Genomic DNA, 14512 nt, shown 5'->3' with positions numbered 1-14512 from the left:
CCGTGGACGGGACTCTGCCGGTTTGCTCGCTCAGCCGGCCATGGCCAGCAGGTTGCCCTCCGGAATCACCAGCCGGGGCCGGACCACCGGCTCGGATCCCCCCGGCGACCCGAGCCGGGCGGTCCGCGCGTAGACCGAGCAGGTCCGGGCGGCCACGGACGACCAGCCGTACCGCTCGGCCACCATGCTGCGAGCCCGCCGGGCCACCCGGCGGGCGAAGCCCTCGTCGGCGATGAGGGTGTCGACCGCGCCGGCCAGCGCGTCGGGGTCGCTGTGCGGGAAGGTCACGCCGGTGACGCCCGGCTCGACGATCTCGGCCAGGCCACCGGTGGCGGACACGGCCAGCGGCGCGCCGGCCGCGGCCGCCTCCAGGGCGATCATGCCGAACGGCTCGTACAGGCTGGGCACCACCGTGGCGTCGGTGGCGCCCAGCACGGCCGGCAACTGCGCCTCGCCGAGGAAGCCGACGAACCGCACGGTCTGCCCGAGGCGCAGCCGGTCGGCCTGCTCCTGCAACTGGGGGCGGTAGGGCCCGTCGCCGGCGATCAGCACCCGCAGCCCGGGGTGCCGGTCGCGCAGCCGGGGCACCGCGCCCACGAGGTGCTGCACGCCCTTCTCATAGACCAGCCGGCCGGCGAAGCCGACCAGCGGCCCCGGGCCGGCGTACCGGCGGCGGGCCGACGCCACCGCGTGCGGCCGGGCCCGCCAGGCCCGGTCGTCCACCCCGTTGGGTACGACGGTGACCCGCTCGCCCGGCAGGCCGAACAGCCGGGTGACCTCGTCTCGCATGTAGCCCGAGCAGACGATCACCCAGTCCGACTCGTGCGCGAGCCAGTGCTCCACCGAGTGGATCGTGCGGTTCAGCTCGCCCGGCAGCCAGCCCTGGTGTCGGCCCGCCTCGGTGGCGTGGATGGTGGTGACCAGCGGCAGGCGCAGGTGGTCGGCCAGCGTCACCGCGGTGTGCGCCACCAGCCAGTCGTGCGCGTGCACCACGTCGTACCGGCCGGCGTCGGCGGCGCGCAGGGCGGTGCGCAGCAGCGTGTGGTTGAAGGCCATCGTCCAGGCCAGCAGGGCGGACGTGGCCAGCGGGAACGTGACCGGGTCCTCGGGCGCGCGGAGCACGCGTACCCCGTCGACGCGCTCGTCCAGGGCGGCGCCGTCGGCGTGCCGGGTGACGACCGTGACGTCGTGCCCGGCGGCGGCCAGCGCCACCGACAGCGCGTGCACATGCCGGCCCAACCCGCCCACCAGCACCGGCGGATATTCCCAGGAGAGCAGCAGCACCCGCTGCGGCCGAGCGGGGTGGATGTCGCCTGCCGGCTCGTTCGGCGTCATCGGCCCGCTCCCTCGTCGTCCCGTGGCCCGTCGCCACCAATCCTCGCGGAGTTCCGATAACCGGTGGCGAAGCCGGGGTTTCGGTGCTGTGACGCCGTCATCCACCCTGGCGGGCGCGCAGCACCTCGGCGACCGACCAGGCCTGGAAGGGGCAGCCGGTTGCCCCGTGCGGGGCGAGCCCGTCCGCGGTCTCGGATACTGATCCTAGGCCAAACTCCCGCAAATGATGATCAATACCGGAAAAGGCCTCATCGAATGGCACATTGCTCCGGCGGCAGGCGTCCGCGTACGGGCCGAGCAGCCACGGCCACACGGTCCCCTGGTGGTACGCGCCGTCCCGCTGCTCGGGGGCGCCGCGGTGCCGGCCGACGAACTCGGGGGCGTCCGGAGCCAGGCTGCGCAGCCCGAGCGGGGTCAGCAGCGCCGCGCCCACGGCACGCAGCGCAGCCACGGCGTGCGGCGCGCCGACCGCGTGCGGCGCCGCGCCGTCCGCCGGCAGCGGCGCGTACGGCAGCGACCAGGCGAGCAGCTGATTGGGCCGCAGCGAGTCGTCGTCCTGGCCGGCCGCCCCCCTCGGGTACGCCGGGGCGGGCGCGTCGACCACGTCGTACAACCAGCCGGTGGGCGCCGGAAAGCGGCGCCGGAACGACCCGACGGCGCGTCCGTGCGCGGCGCGGGCGGCCCCGGCGTCCCCGCCCACCCGGTCGGCCAGCCCCGCCACCCCGGCCAGGCCGTTGATCCACAGCGCGTTCACCTCGACCGGCTTGCCGGCCCGGCGGGTCACCGGCCGGCCGTGCACCCGGGCGTCCATCCAGGTCAGCGCGGTGCCCGGGGCGCCCGACGCGAGCAGCCCGTCGACGTCGACCCGGATGCCGAACCGGGTGCCGGCGAGGTGGCCGTCGACGATCGCGCGCAGCGCCGGCAGCAGCTCGGCGGCCAGGTCGGCGTCCCCGGTCGCCTCGACGTGCCGGGTCACCGCGTGCAGGAACCACAGGCTCGCGTCGACGGTGTTGTATTCCACCCGGCCGGTGTCGGCGGTGTTGGCCAGCATCCCCTCGGACACCGTTCCCGCGTACGCCCGCAGCAGCTCGCGGCCCTCGTCGGCGCGGCCGGTGGTCAGGAACAGCCCCTCGTACGCGGTCATGGTGTCCCGGGACCACGCGCCAAACCACGGGTAGCCGGCCACCACGTCCGGCCCGGCCGGCGTGCGCACCACGAACGCGTCGGCCGCGAGGGCCAGGGTCGCCCCGACGTCGTCGGCGGGCCGGGCGGCGGCCACCACGGCGCGGTGCCGGCGGCGGGCCGCGGTCACCACCTCGACCGCCGGTGGCGGCGGGGTGTCGAGATCCCCCGCCCAGGCGAGCACGCCGACGGTGTCGCCGGGACGCCGCAGCGTGCCGGCGAAGTTCCCCGCGTGCCAGAGGTCCTCCTCGGCCGGCAGCCCCCGATCGGCCTCCGCGCGGTGGCGCACCCCGTGCCACCACCGGCCGGCCGCGTGCCAGTCCGGCCCGGCCAGCCGGTACGCCCGCTCCACCACCGCGCCGTCGGCGGCCGGCTCGAGGCTCGGGTCCGGGCCACCGGCCCGGCGCTCGCCGTGCGCGTCCCGCCAGGTGCAGACGGCGGCCAGGTCCAGCCGGACCGGCGGCCCGGCCACCAGCCGGTGCACGACCGCCACGGCCGGCCGCCCGTACGCCATGGCCAGCTCGCGTTCCAGCACGGTCTCGCCGATCCGCCAGCGCCAGCGCGGCAGGCCGTCCACCAGATCGAAGCGTTCCAGCAGCTCGAAGCCGGCCGGGTCGACGACGCCGGAGGCCCACTCGTGCGCCCCGAGCCGGACCCGCGCGTCCGACGGCAGCGTGAGCACCGGGTCGAGCGCCACCAGTCCCACCCGGCGGCTCGCCGGGCTGTCTCCGGCCACCACGAGCAGCCCGTGGTAGCGGCGGGTGCGCAGGCCGGCCACGGTGCCCATGGCGTACCCGCCGAGACCGTCGGTCACCAGCCACTCGCGGCCGGCGCCCGCCGCGGCGTCGCCGCAGACCTGCGGGCCGAACCCGATTTCGATCATGGCGCACCTTTCGTTCGCGGCTGCGGGGCTCGCAAACCCGGCTCACTCCTCGCGCTCACGGCGCCACCTTTCGTTCGCGACTGCGGGGCTCGCAAACCCGGCTCACTCCTCGCGCTCACGGCGCCACCCGTCGGGCGAGGGGCCCGGTACCCCGGGCAGTCTCTAAGATGCCCGGATACTCCGACCCGATCGGGTGACGACCCGGTGAAGATCAGGAAGAGGTGTACGTGCCGCCCGCCAGCCACAACCCGGCCGAGGACGCCGAGCGCCCGCGGCCGGCCGAGGACGCCGAGCGGCAGGCCGAGGCCGACGCCGAGCGGCTCCGGCTGGCCGAGGCCGACGCCGGCGAGCGGGCGTGGCGGGCCTGGGGGCCGTACGTCGCGGAGCGGGCCTGGGGGACGGTACGGGAGGACTACAGCGAACACGGCACCGCCTGGCACTACTTCCCGCACGACCATGCCCGGTCCCGCGCCTACCGGTGGAACGAGGACGGCATGGCCGGGGTGTGCGACGAGCGGCAGACGTTCTGCTTCGGGCTGGCCCTGTGGAACGGGGTCGACCCGATCCTCAAGGAGCGGATGTTCGGCCTCGACGGGCACGGCGGCAACCACGGCGAGGACGCCAAGGACTACTGGTGGTACGAGGACTCCACCCCCACCCACTCGTGGATGCGCTGGCGCTACCACTACCCGCAGGCGGCCTTCCCGTACGACGACCTGGTGGCGGTGAACGGCCGGCGCGGACGGGACGAGTCGGAGTATGAGCTGGTCGACACCGGGATCTTCGACGACGACCGGTACTGGGCGGTCACCGTCGACTACGCGAAGGCGTCGCCCACCGATCTGTGCCTGCTGATCACCGTGGCCAACCGGGGCGACGCGGCCGCCCGGCTGCACGTGCTGCCCACGCTGTGGTTCCGCAACACCTGGTCGTGGGGACTGCCCGCCCGGGACCGGACGCCGGAGATCGTCGGCGAGCCCGGCCGGCTGGTCGGCCGGCATCCGGAGCTGGGCCAGCTGGTGCTGGCCGGCGAGGGCGCGCCGGCGCCGCTGCTGTGCGACAACGAGACCAACACCCACCGGCTGTGGGGGCTGGGCGGGCGCAGCGCGTACCCGAAGGACGGGATCAACGACCACGTGGTGAACGGCGCGGCCACGGTCAACCCGGCGCGTACCGGCACCAAGGGCGCGCTGCACTACGTCCTCGACGTGCCGGCCGGGGCGAGCGTACGGCTGCGGTTGCGGTTGGCCGCCACGGCGCCGCCGCCGGCCGCGGACCCGGCGCCGGCGCTGGATCTCGGCCCCGGCCACGCGGCGGTGCTGGCCGACCGGCGGGCCGAGGCGGACCGGTTCTTCGCCCGGCTCGTGCCGGCCGGAGCGTCCGCCGCGGAGGCCGCGGTGGTGCGCCAGGCGGTCGCCGGGCTGATGTGGGGCAAGCAGTTCTACCACTTCGATGTGCGGCGCTGGCTCACCGGCGACCCGGCCGCGGCGCCGCCGCCGGCCGGCCGCCGGCACGGCCGCAACAGCGACTGGACCCACCTGAGCTGCTTCGACGTCATCTCCATGCCGGACCCCTGGGAATATCCGTGGTTCGCGGCCTGGGATCTGGCCTTCCACTGCGTGAGCATCGCCCGGGTGGACCCGGCCTTCGCCAAGGCGCAGCTGCTGCTGCCGCTGCGCGAGTGGTACCAGCATCCCAACGGCCAGATCCCGGCGTACGAGTGGGCGTTCGGCGACGTCAACCCGCCGGTGCACGCGTGGGCCGCGCTGCAGGTGTTCGCCATCGACGGCGGTCGGGACTTCGACTTCCTGGCCCGGGTGCTGCACAAGCTGCTGCTCAACTTCACCTGGTGGGTCAACCGCAAGGACACCGGCGGCAACAACGTGTTCGAGGGCGGCTTCCTCGGGCTGGACAACGTGGGACCGTTCGACCGGTCGGCCGCGCTGCCCGTAGCCGGCGTGCTGGAGCAGTCCGACGGCACCGGCTGGATGGCCATGTACGCGCTGAACCTGCTGGACATGGCGCTGGTGCTGGCCGTACACGACCCGGCGTACGCGGACCTGGCCACCAAGTTCTTCGAGCACTTCACGCTGATCGCCGCGGCCGCGTACGAGCAGGGGCTGTGGGATCCGGCGGACGGCTTCTTCCACGACGTGCTGCGGCTGCCCGACGGCAGCAAGGTGCCGCTGCGGGTCCGCTCGGTGGTGGGGCTGCTGCCGCTGGCCGCCACCACCCGGCTGACCTCGGAGACGCTGCGCCGGCTGCCCGACGTGGCGGCCCGGCTGCGCTGGTCGCTGGCCAACCGGCCGGAGTACGCCGAGGTGGTGGGCGGCCGGCGGCTCGGCCCGGACGGCCGGCAGCAGCGGTTGCTGTCCATGGTGGGCCCCGACCAGCTCATCCGGCTGCTGGCTCGGATGTTCGACGAGGACGAGTTCCTCTCGCCGTACGGGCTGCGGACGCTGTCCCGCCGGCACCTGGCCGAGCCGTTCACGGTCAACCTCGGCGGGCAGCTCTGCACGGTCGGGTACGAGCCGGCCGAGTCCACCAGCGGCCTGTTCGGCGGCAACTCCAACTGGCGCGGTCCGATCTGGCTGCCGACCAACTACCTGCTGATCGGGGCGCTGCGCGACTACGCCGCCTTCTACGGCGACGACCTGCTGGTGGAATACCCGACCGGCTCGGGGCGGAAGCTCACGCTGGGCCGGATCGCCGACGACCTGTCCGAGCGGCTGATCTCGCTCTTCGTGCCCGGCCCGGACGGGCGGCGGCCGATGTACGGCGCCAACGAGCTGTTCCAGACCCGGCCGGACTGGCGGGACCGGATCGCCTTCCCGGAGTATTTCCACGGCGACAACGGCGCCGGCCTGGGCGCGTGGCACCAGACCGGCTGGACCGCCCTGGTGGCCGACCTCATCCTCACGCTGCGCCGCTGAGGAGGCGGCGTCTCCGCCAGATATCTCAGCCACGTTGCCCGAATTTCTCGCAGGCCGAAGGTGGCATGGAAGGCTCTTCGTACGGCGGTCGGCCGCAAGGGTCAAGGCCGGCCGGATTCGGCGAATGACGCTTTCCGGGATCGGGTTTTGGGAAATCGGCGGTCGAAAATGGCCAACCGAATGTGGTTTGGTGGGGCAGCGCCCGCGCACCCGGCGGGCTGACTCCGGATCCTTCCCGTCCGCTGGTCTTGTGGCGCTGTCCAGAGTGGTCTTTCCATGGCTGGTGCGCGGTTCCCACCCACCAGTTGGTCCGGTCCGGTCCGGTCCGGTCCGGTCCGGTCCGGTCCGGTCCGGTCCGGTCCGGTCAGGTCAGGTCAGGTCAGGTCCGGTCATTGGAATTGGGGTTGCGGCGGCCGCCTTCGTGAAGGCGCTCTATGTGAAAATAAGCCCGACGGCGAAGGCCCGACTGTCGATTTAGGGGATAATAGTAAGGTGCGGCGGCAGCTCAGTTTATTTGGTCAAGCGGAAATGGCGGCCATGCGCGATCGGACCCGGTCACGCAACTATTCTCCGGCGGGTGAACGGTTCCGCCAAGAACAGGCGCGGCGCCGTTCCTGGGGACTCGCGCAACGGCACGTCGTGAAGCTTCGCCGCGGCCGTGGTGCGAGACCGTCGGCGGTGTCGGCCGCTGACGCACCGCCCGCACCGCCGACACCGGCCCGACGCGCCGACGAGGCCGAGCGCCCCGGCCGGACCCGGTACGCCAACAGGCCCGTCCCGTCCGACCGGAACGCCGCCGCCGCCGCCGCTGCCGCTGCCGCTGCTGCCACCGCTGCTGCCGCTGACGCCGCTGACGCCGCTGACGCCGCTGACGCCGCTGACGCCGCTGACGCCGCTGACGCCGCTGACGCCGCTGACGCCGCTGACGCCAAGGAGCTTGCCAAGGCGGCCGCGCCGCCACCAGGGGAGCTGGCTGCGACGCCGCCACGACCGGGATCGCCGCTGCCGCCGCCGGCGCTGCCGCGATGCAGCCTGGCGCCGGTCACCCCGCCGGCGGTGACGCGATGCAGCCGGGCCAGGGAGATGGCGCCGGTCACCCCGCCGGCGCTTGGACGCCGGACCCGCAACCCGGCCGGCGAAGCGACGGCGGCCCAGCGGCACCAGGCGGGGTGGAGCACCGCGGCTACGGTGACCGTATGCGGTACGACGTCGTGGTGGTCGGCGCCGGGATCATCGGGCTGACCTGCGCGGCTCGGCTGGTTGAGCGGGGCGCCCGGGTGGCCGTCCTGACGGCCGACGATCCGGCCCGGCTGGTGTCCCGGATCGCCGCCGCGGTCTGGTACCCGTCCCATGTAGAGGCCGACCCGCGGGCGCTGGAGTGGAGTCGGCAGGCGTTCGGGGTGTTCGAGCGGCAGGCCGCGGCCGGGGTGCCCGGGGTGGCGCCGCGGCCGACCCGGATGCTGCTGCGGGCCCCGGCCGACCCGCCCTGGTGGGCGCCCGCCGTGCCGGACTTCCGGGTCGTCGGGCCGCCGCCCGGGGCGTACGCCGGCGAATGGCGGTGCACGGTGCCGTCGGTGGAGATGGGCCCGTACCTGGACTGGTTGTGGGCCGACCTGGCCGCCCGCGGCACGGTGCTGCTGCGCCGTCGGCTCGACACGCTGGCCGAGGCGGCCGACCTCGCGCCGGTGGTGGTGCACGCGGCCGGGCTGGGCGCGACGCGGCTGGCGGCGGATCCCGCCGTGCATCCGGTCCGCGGCCGGGTGGTGCTGGTGGCCAGCCCGGGGCTGCGGGTGTCGATCCGCGACGAGGACGCGCCCGCCGGGCTCACGTACGTGCATCCGCGCAGCCGCGACGTGGTGCTGGGCGGGACGTACGAGCCGGGGGAGACCGGAACCGGGCCGGACCCGGCGGCGGCCCGGGCGATCCTGGACCGGTGCCGGGCGCTGGAGCCGCGCCTGGCCGGCGCGGCCGTGCGGGCCGAGTTGGTCGGGCTGCGACCGGGCCGGCGCGGTGGCGCCCGGGTCGAGCGGGACCCGGCGGGCCTGCCCGGCGGGGTCCGGCTGGTGCACGCGTACGGGCACGGCGGCGCCGGCATGACGATGAGCTGGGGCTGCGCGGCCGAGGTGGCCGACCTGGTGTCGGCCGGTTGAGCCCGTGCCGGCTCGGCGGCAGCCGGTCGAGGGAAACCGCGCCGGCGGTGGGGCGGACGGTCGGGGGGCCGCGCCCGGCGGTGGGGCGGACGGTCGAGGGGCCGCGCCGGCGGTGGGGCGGACGGTCGAGGGGCCGCGCCGGCGGTGGTGGCCGGCGCGGTCCCTCAGTTCGGGTGCGGCTGCTCGTTTCGGACGATCGCGATGGCCACCCGGCAGAACTCGTTCATGTCGGGATCGAAGCCGGCGGCGATGTCGGGGTGCAGCCCGGAGCGGGTCTCGTCGAGCAACCGCCGGCAGACCTCCTCCACCGGCTCGCCGGCGTACGCCGCGCGCACCCGGTCGGTGGCCGCGCGCAATGCCGAGGTGAGCTGCTCCTCCAGCGCCCCCCGCAGCTTGCGCTGGGTCGGGTCGAGGCCCCTCGGATCGAGCGTCACGTGTGGCTCGGACATGCGCACTCCCTTCGTCTTCGCGTCCGCGGTACCCCACCGCGGGACCCGGCCAAACCGGCGAGGCCGGGTCGAACCAGGGGTGGGTGGATCAAACCGGTGGGCTGGGGACGGTGTGGTGCGAAGCAGGCGCCAGCGGGCGTGCCGGATGCAGGGCGGCGACCCGGATGACGTACGAGATGTCGGCCGCCGGTTCCTCGGTGTAGCACAACCGGCGGATCTGCCGTTCGTCGTCGTAGAGCGCCACGTCGACCAGTACCCCGAGATGGGCCAGTCCCACCGCGCTCGCCCGCTTCTTGTCCTGCAACACCGTGCCGACCCCGCCGAGCAGCTGGGCCGCGTCGGAGATCCGGTGCCCGGGCGGGCAGTACAGCACCAGATCGAGCGCCACCGGACCGGTCAGCGCGCGCCAGCCGGTGGCCTGCGCGGCGTCGCAGGCGGCGGCCAGCAGGGTCCGCACCCGGGTGGCCTGCCGGTGTCCGGCCGAGAACACCGACAGCCCGTCGGTGCGGATCGGTGGCAGCCCGGCCACCTCGAACGACAGCTCGGGAGTCCGCGTGTCGGGCACGACGGCACCTCCTCGTCTCCTCGACGATCCTGACCCACCGGGCGTGCCGAGGGGCGGGTTTCACCGATCGGGTTACGCGCCGGAGTGGCGGCGGGTTCGACGTCGGCGGCGACCAGCCGGAAAGACATCGACAACGGTAGCCGAGAGGGCGGCGGGAGCGGGAGTGCCGAGTTCCCGCCGCCGGGCCGCCGCGCCCATCCTGAGCATCCGCCCGGAGCACCTCGAGGGCGCCGAGCTGGCGGAACTGGCCGCGCCGGGGGTGTGTACGGTGCGGGAGCGGGAACAGTCACCTCTGGCCGAGCTGGAGGGCGAGATGGCGGACCTGGGCGGCACGACCGCTCGGCCGCACCGGCCGGGGGAGCCGCGACCGGCCCGACCCGGCCGGTGCCGGGCGGTCCTGCGGGCGTGGCCGACCCTGGTCCGCGCGCTCGGGCTGGCCGCCGCCGGCGTCACGTTGCTGCTGTTCGCGCTGCTGCACGTGCTGGTCGCCCGGCTCAGCCCGGTCTCCGACACGATCAGCGACTACGCCCTGTCCTCGGCCCGCTGGATCTTCGACGCCGGGGTGCTGGCCCTGGCGGCCGCGTCGATCGCGCTGCTCGGCCCGCTGTTGCGGTCCGGCGCGGGCACCGCCTACCGGTGGATCGGGGATCCCGCCGGGGCGTACCGGTGGATCGCGGGCACGGCCGCCGCGGGCGCCTGTTTCGGCTGCTGGTGCCTCGGCCTCGTGGTGCTGACCGCCTTCCCCCGGGACCCGATCGGGATGCCGGACACGGTGACCGGGCAGATCCACCAGTGGGCGTCGGTGGTGGCCCTGCTGGGCCTGCCGCTCGGGGCCCTGTCGACGGCGCTACGGCATCGCGGCACCGGCGCGGCCCGGGTGGTCGCGGCCACCGCGGCCGGCTGCCTGGTCGCGCTCGTGCCGTTCGTGATCGCCTACCTGGCCGGCTCGCCGCTGCGGCCGTACGTCGGGCTGCTGGAACGCCTGGTGGCGGTCACGGAGATCGTCCTGCTCGTGCTGCTCGGAACCGTTCTGCCCCGTCCTGCCGTGGCGGACTCGGCGCTGCGGCCCGGTTCGCCGGGTCGGCCCTGGCCCGGCGAAGCGCCCCTCAGAGCAGCTCGGCGAGCAGGTCGGCGGCCCGCTCCGCGCCGTCGGTCTCGACCGGTCGGTACGCGGGGACCCGACCGATCTCCTCCCGGATCGCCTCGGCGAGCGCGTCGGGGGTGAGCCGCTCGTAGTCCAGCCGCCGGCCGGCGCCGTACCGTTCCAGCCGGTGCGGCACGTGGATGTTCTGCTCGAAATGGCCGCGCAGCGGCACGTACAGGAAGGGCCGGCCCGTGGCTGTCAGCTCCATGCAGGTCGTGAGCCCGCCCTGGACCACCGCGAGGTCGGCGGCGGCCAGCTGCCGGTGCAGGTCGGGTACGAACTCGCGGACCTCCAGACCCGGCACGTCGGGCAGACCGCCCGGGTCGATCCGGGGCCCGGTGACGGCCACCATGCGCAGGCCGGGCACCTGCCGCGCGGCCTGCGGGAAGGCCGCCGCCACCCGGCGTAGCAGGTGGCTGCCGACCGCCGAGCCGCCCACGGTGACCACGCAGACCCGCTCGTCCGGGCGGTAGCCGAACTCGGCCCGCAGGGCGGCGCGGTCGGCCAGCGGCCGCGGGTCGAAGCCGGTGACGTAGCCGGCAAACCGGTAGTGCTCACGGGTCCAGTCGCGGATCGGCGGCAGCCCGGGCCCGAAGCGGCCGGGCACCACGTCCTCGGGGTTGCCGACGAAGATGGCCCGGTCCCGCACCCGCGGATGGCGGGCGATGTGCTCGAGCATCTCGGCGTTGTAGTCGGCCGTCAGCAGCGCCTCCCGCCGGCCGCCGTCGGGCATCGGCAGGTAGCCGACGAAGTCGGTGAGCCAGGCGTACGCGAAGCGCTTCAGCTCCGGGTTCTCGTGCAGGAAGTGGTCGACGTCCCAGGCCTCGTCGGCGACGACCAGGTCGTACCGGCCCTCCTCGACCACGTCGTGGAACACCATGAAGTTGGCCACCAGCACCTCGTCCATCCGCCGCAGCGCCTCGAAGCAGCGCAGGTCGTGCTCGCCCGCCTCGCTCTCGATGTGCGCCGACTCGTTGGCCAGCCATCGGCTCGCCGGGTGCACCCGTTCGCCGGCCGCCGCCAGCACCCGGGTCACCGGGTCCTGGGCCAGCCAGTCGATGCGTACCTCGGGATGCCGCCGGCGCAGCGCGGTGCCGATGGCGACGTCCCGGCGGGCGTGGCCGAGCCCGATGGGTGAGGAGAGGTAGAGGACCCGGCGTGCCCGGTGATCCCACCGGAACCACTCCCGGTGCCGCCCGGCCGACCGCGCCGGCCGGGACGCCGGCTCCGAAGCCGATGCCGGCTCCGATGCCGATGCCGGCTCCGAAGCCGATGCCGGCTCCGACTCCGGGGCCGGGTGGAGCCGGCGGGCGTGGTCGTGGACGAGCCGGTTGACCGCGACGGGGTCGCGGGCCTGCGCGATGTGCCCGCCCCCGCGCAGGGTCACCAGGTCCCCGCCGGTCAGCTCGGCGATCAGCTCGCTGCGCCGGTGCGGGCTCACCCGATCCCGGTCGCCGTGCACCAGCAGCACCGGGCAGCTGACCCGGCGGCACCACTGCGCGACCGTTGCCGAATCCGGCCAGGGCGCCTCGGCGTCGGCGGTCAACACCTCGGGTCCGGCGGCCAGTCCCCAGCCGACGCCGTCCTCGATCTGCTTGCTCGAGTGCGGCTCCGGGAAGCACTGGCCCATGAAGAACCACACGAAGTCCTCGTACCGCTCGTGCCAGTAGCGGCGGTTGTACTTGGCCCAGTGCGTAGCCGGATCGCGGCCGAGGTCGGGCACGGCCGAGGCGGGCAGTCGGGGCGGGTCGCCGTGGAAGCCGGGCCGGGACGGGGTGGCGGTCGGATCGGCGAGGGCCACCGAGGGGCCCAGCAGGACCAGCCCCAGGACCCGGTCCGCGTGGTTCGCCGCGAGGTCCAGGGCCCAGTTCGCGGCCTTCGACAGTCCCACCAGCACCGCCCGGGGCGCGCCGGCCGCGTCCAGCACCTTGCGCGCGTACTCCACCTGGGCTTCCTGCCGGTACGCCTCGCCGTGGCGCGGCCGGTCGGAGCGCCCGTTGCCCGGCCCGTCGTACGTGATGACCCGGTGATGCCGGGCGAGGTAGGGCAGTTCTGCCTTCCAGACCCGCTTGTCCACGATGGTCCAGGTCGGCATGAGCAGCACGGCGGGTTCACCGGTGCCGTGCACCTCGTAGTGGATCCGCACGCCGTGGTGCTCGACGAAACCTTCGGCGTCCGGCTCGCGGGCCCGCATCGTGGCGCTCCCGGCTCAGTCCGGCGCGCCGGGCGGGACGACGGCCCGGTCCGGCCGCGCCGCGACGGGCGGAGCGCCGGCCCGGTCCGGCCGGACCGCGGCGGCCGGTTCCGGTCGGCCAGCCTCGTCCGGCCGCACGGCGGTGCGGCGGCGTGAACCGCGGGTCGGGTGCGGGAAGAACGCCGGCACCCGTTCGGCGTAGCGCCGGTACGGCTCGCCCAGCTGCGCGCGCAGGTCGTGCTCCTCGAACCGGACGGCCACCAGGATGTATCCGGTGGCGGCCGCGGCGAACAGCAGCCGCCCGACGCTCATTCGCGGAGCGCACCAGAAGGCGATGAGGAAGCCGGTCATGATGGGGTGCCGGATCACCCGGTACAGCGGCGGCTGCCGGAAGCCGGGCTCGGGGTAGCCGGTGCCGCGCGCGCCGGCCAGGGACTGGCGCAGCCCGAACAGGTCGAAGTGCCCGATGACGAACGTACTGACCAGCAACAGCAGCCAGCCGCCGAGGTAACCCACCCACAGCACGACCCGCGGCCAGCCCGCCGGCGCGGACCACAGGGTCTCCGGCAGCGGCCGCCAGAGCCCGAGGAGGAGGCCCACGGTGAGGCTGGCCGCCAGCACGTACGTGCTGCGCTCGGCCGCCGCCGGCACGACCCGTACCCACCGGCGCTTGAACCACGGCCTGGCCATCACGCTGTGCTGAACCGCGAACAGGCCGAGCAGGGCGGCGTCGACCAGCACCGCCAACCAGGCCGGACCGGCCGGACCGTCGTCGACCCCCTTCGGCACGGCGGCGCCGGCCAGGAAGCCGACCGTGTAGACGATGGCCGCCACGAACGCGAGATAGGCGAGCAGTCCGTAGCCGAGGGTCAGGATTCGCCGGATCATGAAGAGCACCTCCGCTCGCTCGGTCGACCGACCGAATTGGCCGTACGGTATCATTCGGTCGACCGACCGAGCAATGGCCGCGACGGATGGGAAGTGGCGTCTTGGCGACAGACACGTCGAGCAAGATCATGGAGTCGGCGCGATCGTGCCTGCTGGACGACGGCTACGCCAACCTCTCCACCCGCCGGGTGGCCGAGCGCGCCGGTGTGCCGCTCAGCCAGATCCACTACCACTTCGGCGGGAAGCGCGGCATGGTGCTCGCGCTGCTCGACCGGGAGAACGGCGACCTGGTCTCCCGGCAGGAGCGCATGTACGCCGCCGAGGTGCCGCTGTGGAAGCGGTACCGGCAGGCCTGCGACTTCCTCGACGACGACCTGGCCTCGGGCTACGTGCGGGTGCTGCAGGAGATGATCACGGCGGGCTGGTCCGACGAGGAGGTGGCCCGGCAGATCCTGAACATGCTGCGCGGCTGGCTGGACATCCTCACCGAGGTGGCCGGGGAGGCCGAACGGCGGTTCGGCCCGCTCGGCCCGTTCACGGCCGCCGAGGTCGGCACGCTGATCGGCCTCGCCTTCCTCGGCGGCGAGAGCGTGATCCTGCTCGGTGACGAGGGGTGGGCCGGCCGGGTCCGATCCGCGCTGCGCCGGGTGACCGACCTCATCCGGGCCGCGGAGGAGGGCACCGGGCCGTCGGGCGCGACCTGACCGCGGCGGGGCCGCGGAGGAGGGCACCGGGCCGTCGGGCGCGACCTGACCGCGGCGGGGCCGCGGAGGAGGGCACCGGGCCGTC

The 14512-nt window shown here is 74.8% G+C and carries 10 protein-coding genes; 4 read left to right on the top strand and 6 right to left on the bottom strand.

Annotated features, from left to right (window positions below; genetic code table 11):
- Nucleotides 1-30: 30 nt before the first annotated feature.
- Together ACFFHU_RS17540 and ACFFHU_RS17535 are read right to left on the bottom strand one after the other, a co-directional pair.
- Nucleotides 31-1335, bottom strand: a complete 1305-nt coding sequence (locus tag ACFFHU_RS17540) for a glycosyltransferase family 4 protein (RefSeq protein ID WP_377340245.1) — start codon at nucleotides 1333-1335, stop codon at nucleotides 31-33.
- Between the two features lie 97 nt (nucleotides 1336-1432).
- Nucleotides 1433-3400 carry an amylo-alpha-1,6-glucosidase gene (locus ACFFHU_RS17535; protein ID WP_377340243.1) on the bottom strand — a complete coding sequence of 656 codons (1968 nt, stop codon included), beginning with the start codon at nucleotides 3398-3400 and terminating at the stop codon, nucleotides 1433-1435.
- Nucleotides 3401-3726: 326 nt separating this feature from the next.
- On the opposite strand from ACFFHU_RS17535, the gene ACFFHU_RS17530 reads away from it, so the two are divergent.
- Nucleotides 3727-6333 (top strand): MGH1-like glycoside hydrolase domain-containing protein, encoded by a 2607-nt coding sequence (locus tag ACFFHU_RS17530; protein ID WP_377341183.1) that lies wholly within the window; start codon nucleotides 3727-3729, stop codon nucleotides 6331-6333.
- A 1196-nt stretch (nucleotides 6334-7529) separates the two neighbouring features.
- Entirely contained in the window at nucleotides 7530-8483 is a 954-nt protein-coding gene (locus ACFFHU_RS17525) for an FAD-dependent oxidoreductase (protein ID WP_377340241.1), read from the top strand.
- 164 nt (nucleotides 8484-8647) lie between these two features.
- Here ACFFHU_RS17525 and ACFFHU_RS17520 read toward each other — a convergent pair whose 3' ends face one another.
- Together ACFFHU_RS17520 and ACFFHU_RS17515 are read right to left on the bottom strand one after the other, a co-directional pair.
- Nucleotides 8648-8932 carry a hypothetical protein gene (locus ACFFHU_RS17520; protein WP_377340240.1) on the bottom strand — a complete coding sequence of 95 codons (285 nt, stop codon included), beginning with the start codon at nucleotides 8930-8932 and terminating at the stop codon, nucleotides 8648-8650.
- An 88-nt stretch (nucleotides 8933-9020) separates the two neighbouring features.
- Nucleotides 9021-9497: a hypothetical protein gene (locus tag ACFFHU_RS17515; RefSeq protein ID WP_377340238.1), complete on the bottom strand. Its 477-nt coding sequence runs from the start codon at nucleotides 9495-9497 to the stop codon at nucleotides 9021-9023.
- A gap of 163 nt (nucleotides 9498-9660) precedes the next feature.
- Between ACFFHU_RS17515 and ACFFHU_RS17510 the strand changes: the two genes are divergently transcribed.
- Nucleotides 9661-10722 (top strand): DUF998 domain-containing protein, encoded by a 1062-nt coding sequence (locus ACFFHU_RS17510; protein WP_377340236.1) that lies wholly within the window; start codon nucleotides 9661-9663, stop codon nucleotides 10720-10722.
- Here ACFFHU_RS17510 and ACFFHU_RS17505 read toward each other — a convergent pair.
- Together ACFFHU_RS17505 and mddA are read right to left on the bottom strand one after the other, a co-directional pair.
- The gene (locus ACFFHU_RS17505; RefSeq protein ID WP_377340234.1) at nucleotides 10604-12835 is read right to left on the bottom strand and encodes an alpha/beta fold hydrolase; all 2232 of its coding nucleotides are present in this window, start codon (nucleotides 12833-12835) and stop codon (nucleotides 10604-10606) included. The two genes, ACFFHU_RS17510 and ACFFHU_RS17505, sit on opposite strands and share 119 nt — an antisense overlap.
- A 15-nt stretch (nucleotides 12836-12850) precedes the next feature.
- Nucleotides 12851-13723, bottom strand: coding sequence for a methanethiol S-methyltransferase (gene mddA, locus ACFFHU_RS17500; protein WP_377340232.1), 873 nt, complete (start codon nucleotides 13721-13723; stop codon nucleotides 12851-12853).
- A gap of 101 nt (nucleotides 13724-13824) precedes the next feature.
- Here mddA and ACFFHU_RS17495 point away from each other — a divergent pair, with 101 nt between their 5' ends.
- The gene (locus ACFFHU_RS17495; RefSeq protein WP_377340229.1) at nucleotides 13825-14427 is read left to right on the top strand and encodes a TetR/AcrR family transcriptional regulator; all 603 of its coding nucleotides are present in this window, start codon (nucleotides 13825-13827) and stop codon (nucleotides 14425-14427) included.
- Nucleotides 14428-14512 lie beyond the last annotated feature (85 nt).

Origin of the sequence: Plantactinospora siamensis (genome assembly GCF_042434095.1) — a bacterium.
In the GTDB taxonomy this organism is placed as follows: Bacteria; Actinomycetota; Actinomycetes; order Mycobacteriales; family Micromonosporaceae; genus KBS50.
This window is presented reverse-complemented; position numbering and strand designations above follow the sequence as displayed.

Coding starts and splice junctions, on each gene's coding strand:
- ACFFHU_RS17505 (WP_377340234.1), bottom strand. CDS start 12,835: ATGCGGGCCCGCGAGCCGGACGCCGAAGGTTTCGTCGAGCACCACGGC.
- ACFFHU_RS17525 (WP_377340241.1), top strand. CDS start 7,530: ATGCGGTACGACGTCGTGGTGGTCGGCGCCGGGATCATCGGGCTGACC.
- ACFFHU_RS17520 (WP_377340240.1), bottom strand. CDS start 8,932: ATGTCCGAGCCACACGTGACGCTCGATCCGAGGGGCCTCGACCCGACC.
- ACFFHU_RS17540 (WP_377340245.1), bottom strand. CDS start 1,335: ATGACGCCGAACGAGCCGGCAGGCGACATCCACCCCGCTCGGCCGCAG.
- mddA (WP_377340232.1), bottom strand. CDS start 13,723: ATGATCCGGCGAATCCTGACCCTCGGCTACGGACTGCTCGCCTATCTC.
- ACFFHU_RS17535 (WP_377340243.1), bottom strand. CDS start 3,400: ATGATCGAAATCGGGTTCGGCCCGCAGGTCTGCGGCGACGCCGCGGCG.